Source organism: Brunnivagina elsteri CCALA 953 (genome assembly GCF_002289455.1).
In the GTDB taxonomy this organism is placed as follows: Bacteria; Cyanobacteriota; Cyanobacteriia; order Cyanobacteriales; family Nostocaceae; genus Brunnivagina; species Brunnivagina elsteri.
Window position 1 is genome coordinate 1 of record NZ_NTFS01000134.1, and the last position, 15,435, is coordinate 15,435.

Genomic DNA, 15,435 nt, shown 5'->3' on the forward strand with positions numbered 1-15,435 from the left:
CCATTTAACCTTATTTAAACTTCTATGGCTGTAATTCGTTTAATTTTACTAGTTGGGGTGCTGGGAGGACTAACACTACTGTTAGTGCAAAATTCCTCCCCAGCTTTACCGTTAGTGATTTTGGGAGTGCGATCGCAACCCCTACCATTAGCGATGTGGATTTTGTTAAGTATTGTTGCAGGTGGCATCACCGAACTGTTGGTGAGCAGTTTGCACGAACTAGGCAATTATTTCCAAGGTTCGAGCAAACAAACCCGTTCCCAATCCACAGTTTCTTCGTCTTCTAGCAGTTCCTCATCTCGTCAACCAGCAGAAACTACATTTCGCTCAACAAGTAGTCCAGAATCGAAGCAGAAGAGCGAATATAAAAGCAATGCTGAGGATGATTGGGATATCGAAGCTAGCGAAGATTGGGACTTTGAACAAAAGCCTTCTTCAAATTACCGTCCTCAAGAAGAGCCTAGAGATAAGCCAGTTAGCGGCAATTCCCGAAATTACGATGTTCTGGGAGAACCGCTACGCGATCGCGAACAACAACCCATTCGCAGCGATAAATCAGGTTCCTCCTATTCAATTAGTTACCGCGAACCCAAAAATTCTGGAGTTGGAAAAACGGAATCGGTTTACGATGCTGACTATCGAGTTATCGTTCCTCCATATCAAGCAGACTCAACCTCACCTCAACCTTCTACCAGTTCCCCATCCACATCCACAGCGAATAATCAAAGTGGAGATGATGATTGGAGCTTTTTTGAAGAGGATGAAGATGAGGATTTTGGCTCGAAGTCGCGCAAATCCCGTAAATAAAGCGATTTTCCATCTCCAGAAGTGATTCTACTTAATCCCACAACGTTCACGGGCTTCTTGTTTAACTTCACCCATCATTGCCGCTTCTTGTAGCTTCATAAACGCATTCAAGTCTTCGATATCGTAGCGAGTGGTTAATAGTCGTCGAAGTTTGTTTTCAGCATCAAGGGTTAAATAACCAGTCGTTAATGCTTCTTGAACAACATCACGAATCCGAGTCATAGTTGGAACCTCAATTCATACCACACTTATTTATTCGGACTACTCAGATTAGATATGCAGTGAATTTAATCGTTCAACCGCAAAGAATGACAAAGCTTTTTTTGGAAAATTCTGCCAGTTTTGTCATGTTTAATACCTGAATATCGGTTACTTATTGATTTTTGTTGCCTGAGTCTGGTTTTATAGGAATTATTGCGGTATCACTAGTGTTCTCATGGGAACATTGATTATGCCAAAATACAATCATTCAATCCTCCAGATAATTGTTTCTTCTCTTTTCACTTCCAGGTATAGATTCAATAAAGTTTTAACCAAACTATTTTAAAGTTCCGTTAAGTCTTAAGATACCGAAGTCAGAATTACTAAGTCACCTAACGAATGTTATTAAATTCGTTAGAGTTTTATTTTTGATTTATTCTGACTTCATAGGAAAATAGTTAATATGTTACCTAAATAAGGAGAAAATAACAAAAATAATGACTGTCAGCGAACCGCATATAGTGGAAGAAGAATTTGTAGAAGCAAAGAATAGCTGGGAATTAGAAAAGTTATATGTTGATTTAGCTTCTGCAAAAAGGAAAGCACTAACACCTGTTGAAAAAAAGTTTTTACGTGGGTTACTTTGCGGTTTTAGTCCAGCTGAAATAGCAAGTGCTGTTTATAAAAGTAAAAGTAGCAGTACAGTTAGGGTTTATTTATCAAATGGATTATATAAATATATAGAAGAGATGCTAAGTATCGAAGCTGGTACTAGTATTAAAGTCAAAAACTGGAGTCGTGTCACCCATTTATTAGAGAAAGCTGGTTATAAAAAAAATTGTCTACAAATCGAAGTAACAAATAATTCAGTAATCACAACTGGTGAATTAGTCACTGTAGTGGACTTACGCTCTAGTACATTAATATACTCGAAAGACGAAAAAGAAGCTGCGGAATTAGTAACTATGCAAATAGCCCAGCAACAAGATTGGGGGGAAGCAATTGATGTCTCTACGTTTTACGGTAGGGAAAATGAAGTCGCACAAATTCAAGATTGGATTATTCAAGAGCGTTGTCGCTTAGTAGTGCTTTTGGGAATGGCTGGAATTGGTAAAACAGCCCTTTCTGTGAAGTTAGCGCAGCAAATTCATGGAGAATTCGATTTTATCATTTGGCGTTCTTTACAGTTAGCGCCATCATTAGAGGTTCTGGTTAATCAATTAATTAAATTTTTATCTGGACATCCAGATATTGAGATTGCAGATACTGTGGAGGGAAGTATTTCTCAACTAGTTGAGTATATGCGTTCTTCCCGTTGTTTAATTGTTCTGGATGCTGTTGATGCTATTTTAGCTAGCGATTCATCATCGAATGAGATAATGGGTCATGTTCTCCCACAAATCAATTATCTCCCCGGTTATGAGGGTTATGGTGAATTGATTAGACGTTTGGGGGAGTCACTACATCAAAGTTGTGTGTTAGTTACAAGTAGAGAGAAGCCACAAGCGATCGCAGCTCTTTCTGGTGAGTCTTTACCAGTACGCGCTTTAAAATTGACGGGATTGAGCTATGTTCATGGTTCAGAAGTTCTCAAAGCTAAGGGATTTAGCAATATCAAAGATGAAGAATCAAGACTTTTGGTTGATTGGTATGCAGGAAATCCGTTATTTTTAAAGTTGGTAGGGACAGCCATTCAGGAGTTGTTTGGAGGTAGTATATACGAATTTATCGAGCAGGGTACGGTGGTTTTTGGTGAAATTCGTGTCGTTTTAGACAAACAATTTCAGCGTTTATCGCAGTTAGAAAAGCAGGTAATGTATTTGTTAGCGTTGAATCCAGATTTTTTGTCTCTGCGGAAGTTACAGAGGGATATTGTGCCTAGAGTTTCCCAGAGATTAATTTTGGAAACGATTGAGTTATTACAAAGGCGATCGCTGATTGAACGTCAAGGAAATAGTTTTGCTCAAACTCCTGTTTTAATGGAATATATAGTGGAGCGTTTGATTGAGGAGAATATGCTTTTGGCTGGTACACATACATCGTCGCTGTTGATTAACCATACTATTTTTGAAACCCATTTGAAGAATTATATTCGTGAATTGAGGTTGAATGCGGAAATGTAATGGTTAAGGCAGTTAAATATAGATTTGTGTCGCGCTAAGACGCTAAGAAGAGGGTTTTGTATTTGGGTATGGGCAATTCCCAATTTTCAACTACTAACTATTAACCAATGAACGATATATTACAGGGTATAAATGTATACTTAATCGGGATGATGGGTGCTGGGAAAACGACTGTGGGACGTTTAGTAGCGCAACATCTACAGTACGGCTTTTTGGATACTGATGAGGTGATTACCAAGGCTGCGGGTAAAAGTATTAATGAGATATTTGTATCTGTTGGGGAAGCCGAATTTCGACAGGTTGAAAGCGATATTTTAGGACAAATTTGTGCTTATACAAAACTTGCGATCGCAACTGGTGGAGGTATCATCATGCGTCGGGAGAATTGGGGTTATCTGCGTCACGGGTTGGTGGTTTGGTTGGATGTTCCTGTAGATTTACTTTGCAGTCGTTTAGCTGAAGATACTACTAGACCATTATTGCAGGATGCTAACCCACAAGAAAAATTGCGATCGCTCTTGGAACAACGCATACCACTTTATTCTCAAGCTGATTTACATATAACGATTAGTGAAGATGAAACCCCTGAAAGTATTGCACAGCGAATTATGGATGCAATTCCTAGCGTTTTGAAACAAGATAACTCGCAAAATTAGCTAAATTAAAATATTTAAAATTTCAACCAATCGGCAATTTCATCTAGCAACCAATGACGTTCGACTATAGCTAGGGGAGTAGTTGTAAATTTTTTACCTCCAACTAATTCGATAGTTATACCCATTGGAGCTAAAGGTTTTTTTGTTTTCTCTTGATAAATCTTTTCAATTAATTGGGTTTTCCCGTGCGATCGCTTGTAACAAAATCCAAATATTTTCCATTGAATTTCAAATTTATCCCGCTCAAAATATAAATCTGTATGTCCAAATACTGGTAATAGAGTTGTCGGAATAATTGTGAAAATAGATAGTAAAATAATGATTAAATAGAACCAAAATAGAGTGGTATGAGAACCTAATGACCAACTACTCATCTGGACAATTTGCCAGATAAAAGGTGTAAATAAACCAATTAAATAAAAAGCTCGTAATGATTTACCTCCCCGTTTGGGAAGCTTAATTTCTAGGCAATTAGCTGATTGTTGCAGTTGAATTTTACTACCCGTTGGTTTATGGTTAATAACGGGAGAACTGAGGTTGTGTTTGTTTTCGAGTGCTGTAATTGCTTCCTTGGCTGTGGGAATGCGATCGCGAATATTTGGTTCGGTAAGCTTACTAATCCAATTCACTAATCCCAAATCAATACTAACTAGATTTGTAAATTTTATGCGAGAATTTTCATAGGGTAAATCAGCCGGATTTGTTCCTGTTAGTAAATGGATTAATGTCGCACCTAATGCATATAAATCTGATGCAGGTTCAGCACGTCCAGCAAATTGTTCCATTGGTACATAACCGTAAGTTCCTACTACTGTAAAAGTAACACCTTCGGCGACAGCTTTATCTTGCACAGCACCAAAATCAACTAAATAAACCCGTTCATCTGCTCCCAAAATCAAATTACTCGGTTTAATATCGCGATGTAATAGGGGTGGATTGAGTTCGTGTAAATAAACTAGAATACTTAATATCTCAATGGCAATTTTTTCTACTTGGGATTCCGCAAAACGCTGTCCTTGATTGAGTGCTTCTTGGAGCGATATACCAGGAATATAGTTTTGGACTAATACAAACCAAGGAAATTTTGAACCTGGTAAATCTTCAAGAATAAAATAATCACGGTATTTGGGAATACGAGGATGGTTGAGATTTTTTAAAACTTGAGCTTCCCTTTCAAATAATTTTTGTTCATCCCACTGAATTTGTGGACTGAGGGTTAGTAATTTGAGAACCACTTGTTCTGTTTTTTCTGTTTGCGATTGTGAATCTAATGATGTTGCTAACCAGGTTTGACGACTGGTATCTTGTCCTAATTTTTTTTCTAATTTGTAGCGATTTCCTAGTATTTGCCCTAGTTCTAACATTTTATCCTCCAGTTGCTCGTTTCAAAAATTAGACAATTAATTTAAAAAGTAGTTTTGTAGCGACTGTCTTGAAAGTCAAGCTTATCGCAGTCAGAAAAACTCAGGAAATTGGGTTTCTCTCCGATGCAATAACCCATAAACCCAATTTCTCCCTAAACGCGAATATCTGAATGATTCTTCGTTATATCAAGCATTCGATGGTGGGATAAACCCGGTTTCTAGAGTATTTTAAAAAATAACTGAAAAATTCAAAAATAACCTAAATCCCTAACCAATCTCTAATTTTTGAAGCAATGTAACGACTTTCCTCTGAGCTAAGATTACCTTTAATACGACTAAAATAGTATTCATTGACTCCCAAAGATAAAACTACCTCATACAATTTTTTCATATCTGAATTACCAGTTTTAGAACTATATACCTTATCAATATCTGACACACTACCACGCTGGGTTCTTAGAGTGAATCCAAATAATTTCCATTTAATTTCAAAATTGCGATTATCCAAACAAATATAACTTTCCACATTGCTAGGTAATGTCCACCAAGCTGTGAATACAAACCCTAATATTAACCACGTTAAAAGCCAGATAAAACGGGAGTTGAAAGTAAAATTCATGCCCAGAGTCGGAAGCCAAAAACATACCCAGAGAATTAATCCAATACTTCCAATTGTCAATCCTAAGATATTTTTGTTTCCAGGGATATGAACTACTAATTTATCTGGTGATTTGCTTACCGATATGGAAGTATTGGGAATATCTTTATCTGCACTAGTTGCAGTAATTGCAAACTGATTTATTTCCAAAGCTTCCAAAGCTGCGATCGCACTTTCAAAGCGATATTCTAAATTAGGTTCGGTCATTTTCTGCAACCACCTCACAAACCCTGGATTGAGTTGAACGAGGTTGGAAAATTGCATTTTGGAATCGAATTGGGGCAAATCTGCGGGTGCAAACCCCGTAACTAAATTAACTAAAGTGGCTCCCAGTGCGTAGAGGTCAGATGCAGGTGTCGCTCGTCCTCCAAACTGCTCTAAGGGAGCATATCCATAGGTTCCCACCACTGTAAAAGTTGCTCCCTCGGCTGCTGCTTTGTCTTGAACAGCACCAAAGTCAACTAAGTAAATTTGAGGTTGTTGATTTCTCGACCAATCAATTAATAAATTGCTGGGTTTAATATCTCGATGTAAAGCGGGAGGACTAAGTTTGTGGAGGTAAATGAGGATTTTGAGAACTGCGATCGCAATTTCTCTGGCTTCGGTTTCGTTAAAAATTTTTCCCTCTCCTAGCACTTCTTTGAGGGATTTTGCGGGAATGTATTCCTGCACCAAAGCAAAGGATACGATATTGCGATCGAGAACAAAACTATCGCGATATTGGGGTATGTAAAAATGCTCTAATTGTCGCAGTACTTTCGCTTCCCGCTCAAACAACCGCAAATTATCCCACTGCAAATTATCGCTCGCTAACAGCAATTTAACCACAACTGGCTCTTGATTCGTCAAATCCAGCGCTAACCAAGTTTGACGACTGGCACTTTCACCCAAAATTCGTTGAAGTTGATATCGTTCTACCAGAATTTCTTGTGCTTCTAACATATCTTGTGCTTTTAACATTGCAATGCGATCGCTTCCCGCAGGATAGAAGTATCACGAAAGAATATTAACTTTTATAACAGATTTCACTCTTTGTTAAGTCGAAAAATATTGTTTTACAAATTATATCCAATGTTGCAGTTTTTCTGTGGGAGATTGTTTTAAGCGCAAAACTCCTCTAAATTGTAAATCTTGCCACAGGGGAGAATCCCCGTGGCAAAGTTTACGTCAAGGATACTTTCCACAATCTCAGATTCCTGATTATGGTTAACGATACAGAATATATCAAACAAGCTGAAGCAACCCGTGTTCGTGTTCTCAGCGAAGCATTACCCTACATTCAAAAGTTCGCAGGTCGCACTGTGGTGGTAAAATATGGCGGTGCGGCAATGAAGGATTCTAAACTCAAAGATACGGTGATTCGGGATATTGTTTTCCTTTCCTGCGTTGGGTTACGTCCTATCGTCGTTCATGGTGGAGGACCAGAAATTAATAGCTGGTTGGATAAACTAGGTATTGAAGCGCAGTTCAAAAATGGTTTGCGTGTGACCGATGCTGCAACAATGGATGTGGTGGAAATGGTGTTAGTCGGTCGCGTCAATAAAGAAATTGTCTCGTTAATTCATCAAGCTGGGGGGAAAGCTGTTGGATTGTGCGGCAAGGATGGTAACTTGATTACAGCTCGTCCCCAAGGGCAGGAAGGAATCGGTTTTGTTGGGGATGTTAGCAGTGTTGATGTGAGTATTTTGAACATGTTGGCGGAAAATGGTTATATCCCGGTGGTTTCTAGTGTTGCTGCTGACGAAACGGGACAAGCCTATAATATTAATGCTGATACGATCGCGGGGGAAATAGCTGCTGCTTTGGGTGCGGAAAAGCTAATTTTACTTACCGATACCAGAGGTATTTTAAAAGATTATAAAGACCCTTCGACCCTAATTCCTAAACTTGATATCCAAGAAACACGAGATTTGATTGCTACAGGGGTTGTTGCGGGGGGAATGATACCGAAAGTAAATTGTTGTGTGCGATCGCTTGCTCAAGGTGTGAAAGCAGCACATATTCTTGATGGTCGCATACCTCATTCCCTATTGCTGGAAATATTTACTGATGTTGGGATTGGGACAATGCTTGTTGGTTCCAATTTTATGATGTGATTTGGTACTTTTTTCGTAAGGGTTTTGCAGAAAATTAAAATATCCTCACCATATGCAAGTGCGATCGTACCACTTATGAGGGCAAGAGAACCCCGCCCCTACACATAGACATCGACCGAATTTAATTATGCGTTACCCAGAACCCTTGTAGAGACGTAGCAATGCTACGTCTCTACGTCTTTTCCGGAGATGTCTAATGAAAGGAAAATTTATTTTGTACCCCTTTTCAAAATTCCAAACACCGAAGTAAAAGCATGGAGAAAAGTACCACTACCAACCGGACCGATTTCACCACCGCAGAAAAAGCCACTCAGGGGAATATGATGGAGATAGCGGTGGAATAATTGTGAATCGAAATGAGGTTTCCCGTAAAGACCTTCACCACGTCCCACACAGGAAAACATCAAAGCACCAATCGACGAGGTGGTATCAGGATTTTGGCTTTGATAGCGTTGTAGTAAAAATTCTAGGTCTTCTGTGGATGTTTCCGCATCGCGAATGTGGAATTGCAAACGTTGTCCTGAACGTACCTTATCACCAATTGCGATCGCACCAGCTCCGGGATCGACTCCTAAAATACTGCGAATCAAAAAATCCCCTGGTTGCAAATCTTGTTTAAATTCGTCCATTGCAACCCCAACAAACAGCCAATTTTGTGCTAATGCTCGCTCTTCTTCACTGAGACTCGCGATCGTATCCCGTAAAACAGCTAGGGGAACTTGTTCATCAAGTTCAATAATAATATTGCGATCACCTTTAGTAACTTGAAGCGGTTTACCAATTGGTCTACAACCTTGCGCCACAATTGTATCTAAAACAATATTGCCACTCAATGCCAACCCCACCACCCCATCGCCAAAAACCCGATTATCCAAGTCAGAATCTCCACCAACGTGGCAAAACAAACCAATCCGACTACCAAACCGACTACCACTTCCCTGTCCTCCCACAGTCTTAGAACCAGGGTAAGCAAAGTCAATACCCTGCAACAAATCGTTAACACCTGCGGAAAAAGAACCGGAAAACAAGATAAATTGTGGATTCAGATTGGGTGAAACCCCAATTAAATCAACCCAAGCATCGGGGGGACCATCTAAATCTGGTAACTCGGAAGCTTCAAGATGAAAAGCTTGGACATTGACTCCCGGCAAATAGGCTAAAGTCAAACATAATGCGGGTTCAGATTCAAGTTCTTGAGTGTCGCCATAACTAGTAGTGCCAACCACACCACCTCCACTACAACCAACCAAAACGGGTAGGGATAATTTTTCTGCCAATAACGGTAACAACCGCGAATACTCGCTGGCAAAAGCAGACGAAATAAACACCAGTCCCAAATCAGCAGGCTTTGTTAATAAAGACGTAGTGCGATCGACTACTTCAGTAATAGCTGCTTCCAAAGAAGGACGGGTTGAGAGGGCATTCACCCACTGCATTTGGTCTGGCATATTTTGTCAACTCTTTCTTCTTGCGAGGATACTATGGTTTTGAGGTACGTGAGATTTTGAGATGATTTTGAATCTAGTACTTGAATCTAATATTTTAATCTAAATATAATTCATCTGGATAAATATTTTATCCCGAAAAGATAGCTTCTACTACACTTTAACCATTTTGTCTAGTAATTCTTATAGCACACATAAGTAAAAATAATTAAAACACAAAAAAAACACAAAAAAAACACAAACATAAAAAACAAGCTATGTTTACCATTCAGCATTGAAATTATTGTATTTGTAGTGAAGTAGACTTGTAACAACCAGATCGGCGCGTAGACGCTTCTTTGGCTTGTCTCTGACATAGGTTGCTAGAATCGCTAGAATTGGGAGTGAATGAAGCTAAACAGCAATTTTCCATTTTTTTAGATACTGGTACAATCAATAATTATTTAGGGAATCAGAATGAGCGATATCCAAGACAAAATCCAAACCGAACTCGAACAAGCCCGTGCTGTTTGCGGTATCACAGGTACAGAGTCTCCCGAATGTGCGGCTGCTTGGGATGCAGTTGAAGAACTCCAAGCGGAAGCTTCTCACCAACGGCAACAAAAACCAAAAAACTCTTTAGAACAGTACTGCGACGACAACCCAGAGGCTGCTGAGTGCAGAGTTTACGAAGACTAATATACTCCAATATTGTAGGGGTGGGGTCTCCCCACCCTTATTTATGATAGGGTTGGTAAGTATATTATGATTTGGAGATTTTATTTTCTGGAAGTACCTTAGTCAAATTTTAAGCAATTTGCAGTATATCTATGCATTAACTGAACTGCTGTAGAGACGACTTGTACCACCGCGACGACGACCTTTTGGATCACCATTTTCAGGGAATTTCTGAGCGACAAGGTTTTCTGAATCGGTAATTATTTGAATAGATATAATATTGCTGAGAATATGACTAAAATTATTGACGGAGAACAAAGGGAATAGAGTACTGAACCACAGAAAAGTAATTACACTAACTAGTCGGTAGTGTTTCCAACATGGGTAATTTTTAAACATCATAATTAAATTCTTATTATCATTGATAGCAAACGTCTAATCCTGGCTTTGACAAAAGCTTTCAGGATTAGCAAACACTGTACATATCTAAGTAAATTTCACAGATTGTTTGCATAAATCGACAAATAATTTATTGTCGTTCTTTGTATTTATAGGAAGAAACCTAAAGTTTTATGCGATCGCACGAAAATTGATACTTAGGTTTACACAATTATTAGGCATCTCCGATAATGAATGTAGAGACGTAGCAGTGCTACGTCTCTACAAGGGTTCTAGATAACGCATATTTAATTTTTGGAGATGTCTATTGAAAATCCTCTAGAGACTTGGTACATCGCGTCTCTACATGCCTACTTTTTAATTACGACTGCACATAAAACAAAAGCGATCGCAGCAGGTACAAGGGGTATCCATCCGGCTTGGGTAAAGACAAAATAGCAGATACCAGACAAACTGAATAACCCAAATGCTACACCCAATCCTAAAGGCAAAGGTCGGGAAATTGAAAACGCTAGCACTGCCCCCAGTAATGCCCAAGCCAATACCCACAACCCTTCTATCCACTCTGACCACCACCAAATTAAAGCTCGTCGATCCAAAACAGCACTCAAAATATGGCTGACCATTTGTGCTTGCAGATACACCCCAGGTATCTGCTTGTCTCTGTCGGTTACTATATTACTAAATGGAGTTCGCCAGCGATCGCTTGTACTTGATGCCGTCACTCCGATAATTACAACTCGGTTTTTGACAGAATCAATTAATTCTGGTTTCACTTGGTTACTGAGAATATCCCGCAACGATACTTGTGGGGCAATTTCCCTCAATGATGTTAGTGGACGGTATTTAAGTAGGATTTGATAGCCAGATGCATCAACTCGCTGATAACCACTACTATGGGATTGCAACTGCCGAAATAATTGATTTCCTATCTGTAAATAACCTTGGGAATTAATCTCTGCTTTTAAACCTTTTGCTTTTAAATAACGCCTTGCAAGTTGATAACCAAATGATAAATTTGCCGTACAAGGTGAATCCATTGGGGGTCTAGTATGCAATAATTGACGACGGGGAATACCATCATCATCGGCAACAAAATCGCTAAATCCTAAGCCCTCTTTAGGGATATTTGGTGGTGGTGCTGTACCTTCTGTTGTGCTATCATTGGTGGCGGAAATCTTGCAAACACCGATTAATCTTCGATCTTGTTGGAAGCGAGTTACTAAATTTGGATACTTAGCATCAACCGGAAAATCTCGGTAAATATCAATACCAATGATTTCCGGTTCGTATTTGTCAAGTTTTTGCAAAAGTTCTGATAGTGCTTGGTCAGAGAGTGACCAACGCATATCCATTCCCCTGGCAATTTGGTATTTAATGTCTGCTTCGTCTACGGTAATTAGTAATAGCCTGGGATCGGGTTTTTCAACTGCCTGGATTCGCTGTAAATGGTCGTAACTCCTTAATTCCCAAGGTTGCAACCCTCCATAATGACGCATCCCCATAATCGCGATCGCAATTAAGAAACTCATCAGCAGCAATATGGGAATTGTTCGTTGATGTTTGCGGAGTCTTGGTAGTAAGAATCTATGATTGGGTTGTTCCCAAACTTGAAGTTGAGGGGATTTCGCGGGTATAAATTGGGTATGTATTTTCCTTTTCCCCATATCCCCAGTCTGCCATTCCATTGGTGGTTCGGCTGGATTTTGACAAATTATCGGCAACCATGTCGCGCAAGGATACTGATTTTCCAATCCTTGTAACCGTTCCCTTGCCAAACGCACTGATGTATATAGGGAGCGTCCGTGGGAAAATTCAGTTAGGAAATTTTTGAGAAATTCTTGTGCGATCGCATCGGGAACTAGTTCTCGCATGACAATAACTTGGGGAATATGCAAGTCTTCGAGTTGCTGCGCTAATCCCAAACCATCACAAGAGTTAAAAATTGCTAGTTTCAACCCGCGACTAATTGCTTGTCGGATTGCATATCTCAATTGTTCGATGGTTATTGTATCTGTTTGATTGATGTACAGTTTACCTTGATTCTGGTTGGAACTATGACCAGCAAAAAACAGAATATCCCATCCTTCTTGCCACAGATGCTCGTTTAAAAGGCTTAGATTTGGCTCGATTAAAAATTTAATTTCGGCTTGATTCGATAACTTTTCTAAAAAATATTTGTCTTTGCCAATATCTATCCCTTGATTATTACCAAATATTGCTAAAACTTTATTTTTTTTGACTTTACTATTATTAGTATTCAATGCAATTTTATTCGATATCTGATATTCTGAAGCACTTAATGCCACTTCTGCAAACGGGTAATCTTCAAAAAAATTCCACAAATGCCAAGGTAATTTTCTCAAAAGTTTATCGTTGGTTTCAAATATAAACCGAATCTCATCTACAGGCTTAAGTTGTGTGCGTATCTGTTGGTCAATTTTGCGAAACTCGGATGAATTCAGCCATATATTTAGGTGTCTTGAAAACTGCTGACATAAGTCATTAATATCAAACTCAGAAATGTTAGTTATATAAGCTTCTTCAATTTCCAAACTATCATCATTGTCGTGTCGCAAGCATAAACGGTTACACAAACCCGAATACAAAGATTGCCAATTTCGATATATTTCCGGTATCTCTGGTGCAGGTGGTAAACTAGCTGAAAACTTCATTTGATAAGCACTATTTGGCTCTCCCAACCGCATCGTGACATCAGGAAAGCCTTCGTAAAGATTACCTCTACTTAAGTTTAAAGTAACTAATCTACCCATAGGACGATGACAAAATAATGCTTATATGATTTCGCTACAATTACGGTAATATTGCTAATACTTATTGTAATATATCTTACGTAAGATATATCATAAGAATGTTTACATAACAGATTTTATTGTAATGAATAAATCTCAAACATCTTTATATGTCTATGTAAATATGTACTTGAAGAAATGTTAAATAAAATATCTACTGAAGCATTTAAAAGTAAAGTATACAAAAGTAGAGAATTGAAAAATGTATTCCTGTGAGGATTTATAGCTTATTATAATTATTAGTTAAGTAATTTTTATGTATTAATTTTATCTTAATTTTATGGGACTAAAATACGTTAACCCAAATATTTACAATATGGAGTATCAAAGATAAATAGACGATCGCGAGTATTAATTTACATAACATTAGCTATAATTATTACTTGATTATTGCGGAAAATAATGAAAGTCAATTGTAGCAACAAGAAACAATCAGCAAAAATATTAAATAGTTCCCATGAGCAAGTCTGTTGTCATTAATTTAGGACATGGTGACTTGAAGCAAGGATTTCCCAGAGTCAGCGCACAACTTTGGGTTTCAGGTCATCCACTTCCAGAGCAGTTTATTGGTAGTTTACCTTCAGCACCGCACTTATTAGATTTATACCAGCATTGGCGGATAATTTATGAGAATCTTTGTAGCCGCAAAGTAATTCGCAATGTACCTGACGACGACGAATTAGAGATTGCGATCGCAGGGGTTACAAACGTCTCCCAGTTCAGCTTTGATGATTTATGTCAGCAGCTAGAAACAGCGATGAATGCTTGGCTAAATTCACCAGAACTAGCTTCCTTGAGTCGGCAATTGCGATCGGCATTAGACAAGAGCGAAGATATCCGAGTCATTTTAGAAACCAGTGATGACTTAATGCGGAGATTACCTTGGCATCGCTGCGGTTTTTTCTGCGACTATGGTAGAGCCGAAATTGCGATCGCACAGCCAGAATATCAACGTAAAGCAACTCTACAAGCAAAAAAACGGAAATCTATTCGGATTCTGACGATTCTTGGTGATAGTCAAGGTATTGATTTAGAAGCTGAAGTTCAATGTTTGAAAAAATTGAATTATGAGTTAAATAATGAATGCAATAATCATCAATTAAATAATCAATTGAATTCTCAAGTCATATTCCTAAAAAATCCCAACCGACAGGAACTTAACACACATCTTTGGGATAACCTGGGTTGGGATATAATCTTTTTTGCTGGTCACAGTCGCAGTGAAGGTTCCACAGGCAGATTACATATCAACTCTAACCAAACCAACAATAGCATCACCATCGAACAACTTGAAGAAGGACTCAAAGCCGCAATTGATAATGGCTTAAAATTAGCAATTTTCAATTCTTGCGACGGAATGGGATTGGCATTTGCACTCTCAAAATTACAACTTCCCAGCACAATAGTCATGCGCGAACCCGTACCGAACCTAGTCGCGCAAGTCTTCTTCAACAACTTTTTAACAGCATTTGCAATCGAACATTTACCCCTATACTCAGCAGTTCAAAAAGCCCGCAGACAATTACAAGGTTTAGAAAATGACTTTCCCGGAGCTTCCTGGTTGCCCGTAATTTGCCAAAACCCCGCAGTCGAACCACCAACCTGGTTAACTTTAGGAGGAATAGCACCATGTCCCTATCGAGGATTATTTGCATTCCGTGAACAAGATGCACATCTATTTTTTGGACGAGAACAATTTACACGAGACTTAGTAGCAGCAGTCAAAAAACAACGATTAGTTGCCGTAGTTGGTGCCAGTGGAAGCGGTAAATCCAGTGTCGTCTTTGCTGGGTTAATTCCATCCCTGCGGCAAGATAGCAATTGTAATTGGGAAATCGTTTCATTTCGTCCTGGAAATAATCCCATCACTGCATTAGCTGCTGCAATGAGTAATGTGGAAGCACAACGAGAAAACCTGTCTTCCCTGCTTCGTCTACGGGAAATTGATTTAGAAATCGCTTTCAAACACGATATTCAAGCTCTATATCGTGTTATCGATCGCCATATTCAACAAAATCCCCGTACCCGCTTAGTAATAATTGTCGATCAATTTGAAGAACTCTATACCCTTTGTCCAGAGTCAGAACGGCAACACTTTCTCGAACTACTACTTACCGCAGTCAAAGATGCACCAGGATTGACTCTAGTAATGACTTTGCGAGCCGATTTTTACGGACATGCATTAAGCGATCGCACTTTTAGCGATTTACTTCAAG

Annotated in this window: 12 protein-coding genes; 6 read left to right on the plus strand and 6 right to left on the minus strand. The window is 38.9% G+C overall.

Annotated features, from left to right (window positions below; translation table 11 throughout):
* The first annotated feature begins 24 nt into the window (after positions 1-24).
* Complete coding sequence (locus CK510_RS13550; protein ID WP_095722204.1) at positions 25-807, plus strand: hypothetical protein; 783 nt, start codon at positions 25-27, stop codon at positions 805-807.
* Positions 808-834: 27 nt separating this feature from the next.
* On the opposite strand, the gene CK510_RS13555 is transcribed toward CK510_RS13550, so the two are convergent.
* Positions 835-1,029, minus strand: coding sequence for a hypothetical protein (locus CK510_RS13555; RefSeq protein ID WP_095722205.1), 195 nt, complete (start codon positions 1,027-1,029; stop codon positions 835-837).
* Between the two features lie 476 nt (positions 1,030-1,505).
* Here CK510_RS13555 and CK510_RS13560 point away from each other — a divergent pair, with 476 nt between their 5' ends.
* A complete protein-coding gene (locus tag CK510_RS13560) occupies positions 1,506-3,131 on the plus strand; it encodes an NB-ARC domain-containing protein (RefSeq protein ID WP_095722206.1) in 1,626 nt (541 codons plus the stop codon).
* Positions 3,132-3,238: 107 nt separating this feature from the next.
* A complete protein-coding gene (locus CK510_RS13565; RefSeq protein WP_095722207.1) occupies positions 3,239-3,787 on the plus strand; it encodes a shikimate kinase in 549 nt (182 codons plus the stop codon).
* A gap of 14 nt (positions 3,788-3,801) precedes the next feature.
* On the opposite strand, the gene CK510_RS13570 is transcribed toward CK510_RS13565, so the two are convergent.
* Entirely contained in the window at positions 3,802-5,151 is a 1,350-nt protein-coding gene (locus CK510_RS13570) for a serine/threonine protein kinase (RefSeq protein ID WP_095722208.1), read from the minus strand.
* 259 nt (positions 5,152-5,410) lie between these two features.
* Entirely contained in the window at positions 5,411-6,769 is a 1,359-nt protein-coding gene (locus tag CK510_RS13575) for a serine/threonine protein kinase (RefSeq protein ID WP_245912137.1), read from the minus strand.
* A 239-nt stretch (positions 6,770-7,008) separates the two neighbouring features.
* Between CK510_RS13575 and argB the strand changes: the two genes are divergently transcribed.
* Positions 7,009-7,905, plus strand: coding sequence for an acetylglutamate kinase (gene argB, locus CK510_RS13580; RefSeq protein ID WP_095722209.1), 897 nt, complete (start codon positions 7,009-7,011; stop codon positions 7,903-7,905).
* 209 nt (positions 7,906-8,114) lie between these two features.
* Here the strand turns inward: argB and CK510_RS13585 are convergent, their stop codons facing one another.
* A complete protein-coding gene (locus tag CK510_RS13585) occupies positions 8,115-9,353 on the minus strand; it encodes an FIST signal transduction protein (RefSeq protein ID WP_095722210.1) in 1,239 nt (412 codons plus the stop codon).
* Between the two features lie 453 nt (positions 9,354-9,806).
* Here CK510_RS13585 and CK510_RS13590 point away from each other — a divergent pair, with 453 nt between their 5' ends.
* A complete protein-coding gene (locus tag CK510_RS13590) occupies positions 9,807-10,028 on the plus strand; it encodes a Calvin cycle protein CP12 (protein WP_095722211.1) in 222 nt (73 codons plus the stop codon).
* A 129-nt stretch (positions 10,029-10,157) separates the two neighbouring features.
* Here CK510_RS13590 and CK510_RS31015 read toward each other — a convergent pair whose 3' ends face one another.
* Entirely contained in the window at positions 10,158-10,409 is a 252-nt protein-coding gene (locus CK510_RS31015) for a hypothetical protein (RefSeq protein ID WP_143289296.1), read from the minus strand.
* Positions 10,410-10,756: 347 nt separating this feature from the next.
* Positions 10,757-13,180, minus strand: coding sequence for a CHASE2 domain-containing protein (locus CK510_RS13595; protein ID WP_095722212.1), 2,424 nt, complete (start codon positions 13,178-13,180; stop codon positions 10,757-10,759).
* A gap of 496 nt (positions 13,181-13,676) precedes the next feature.
* Here CK510_RS13595 and CK510_RS13600 point away from each other — a divergent pair.
* On the plus strand, positions 13,677-15,435 hold a 1,759-nt coding region (locus CK510_RS13600; RefSeq protein ID WP_143289297.1), incomplete at its 3' end, for an nSTAND1 domain-containing NTPase.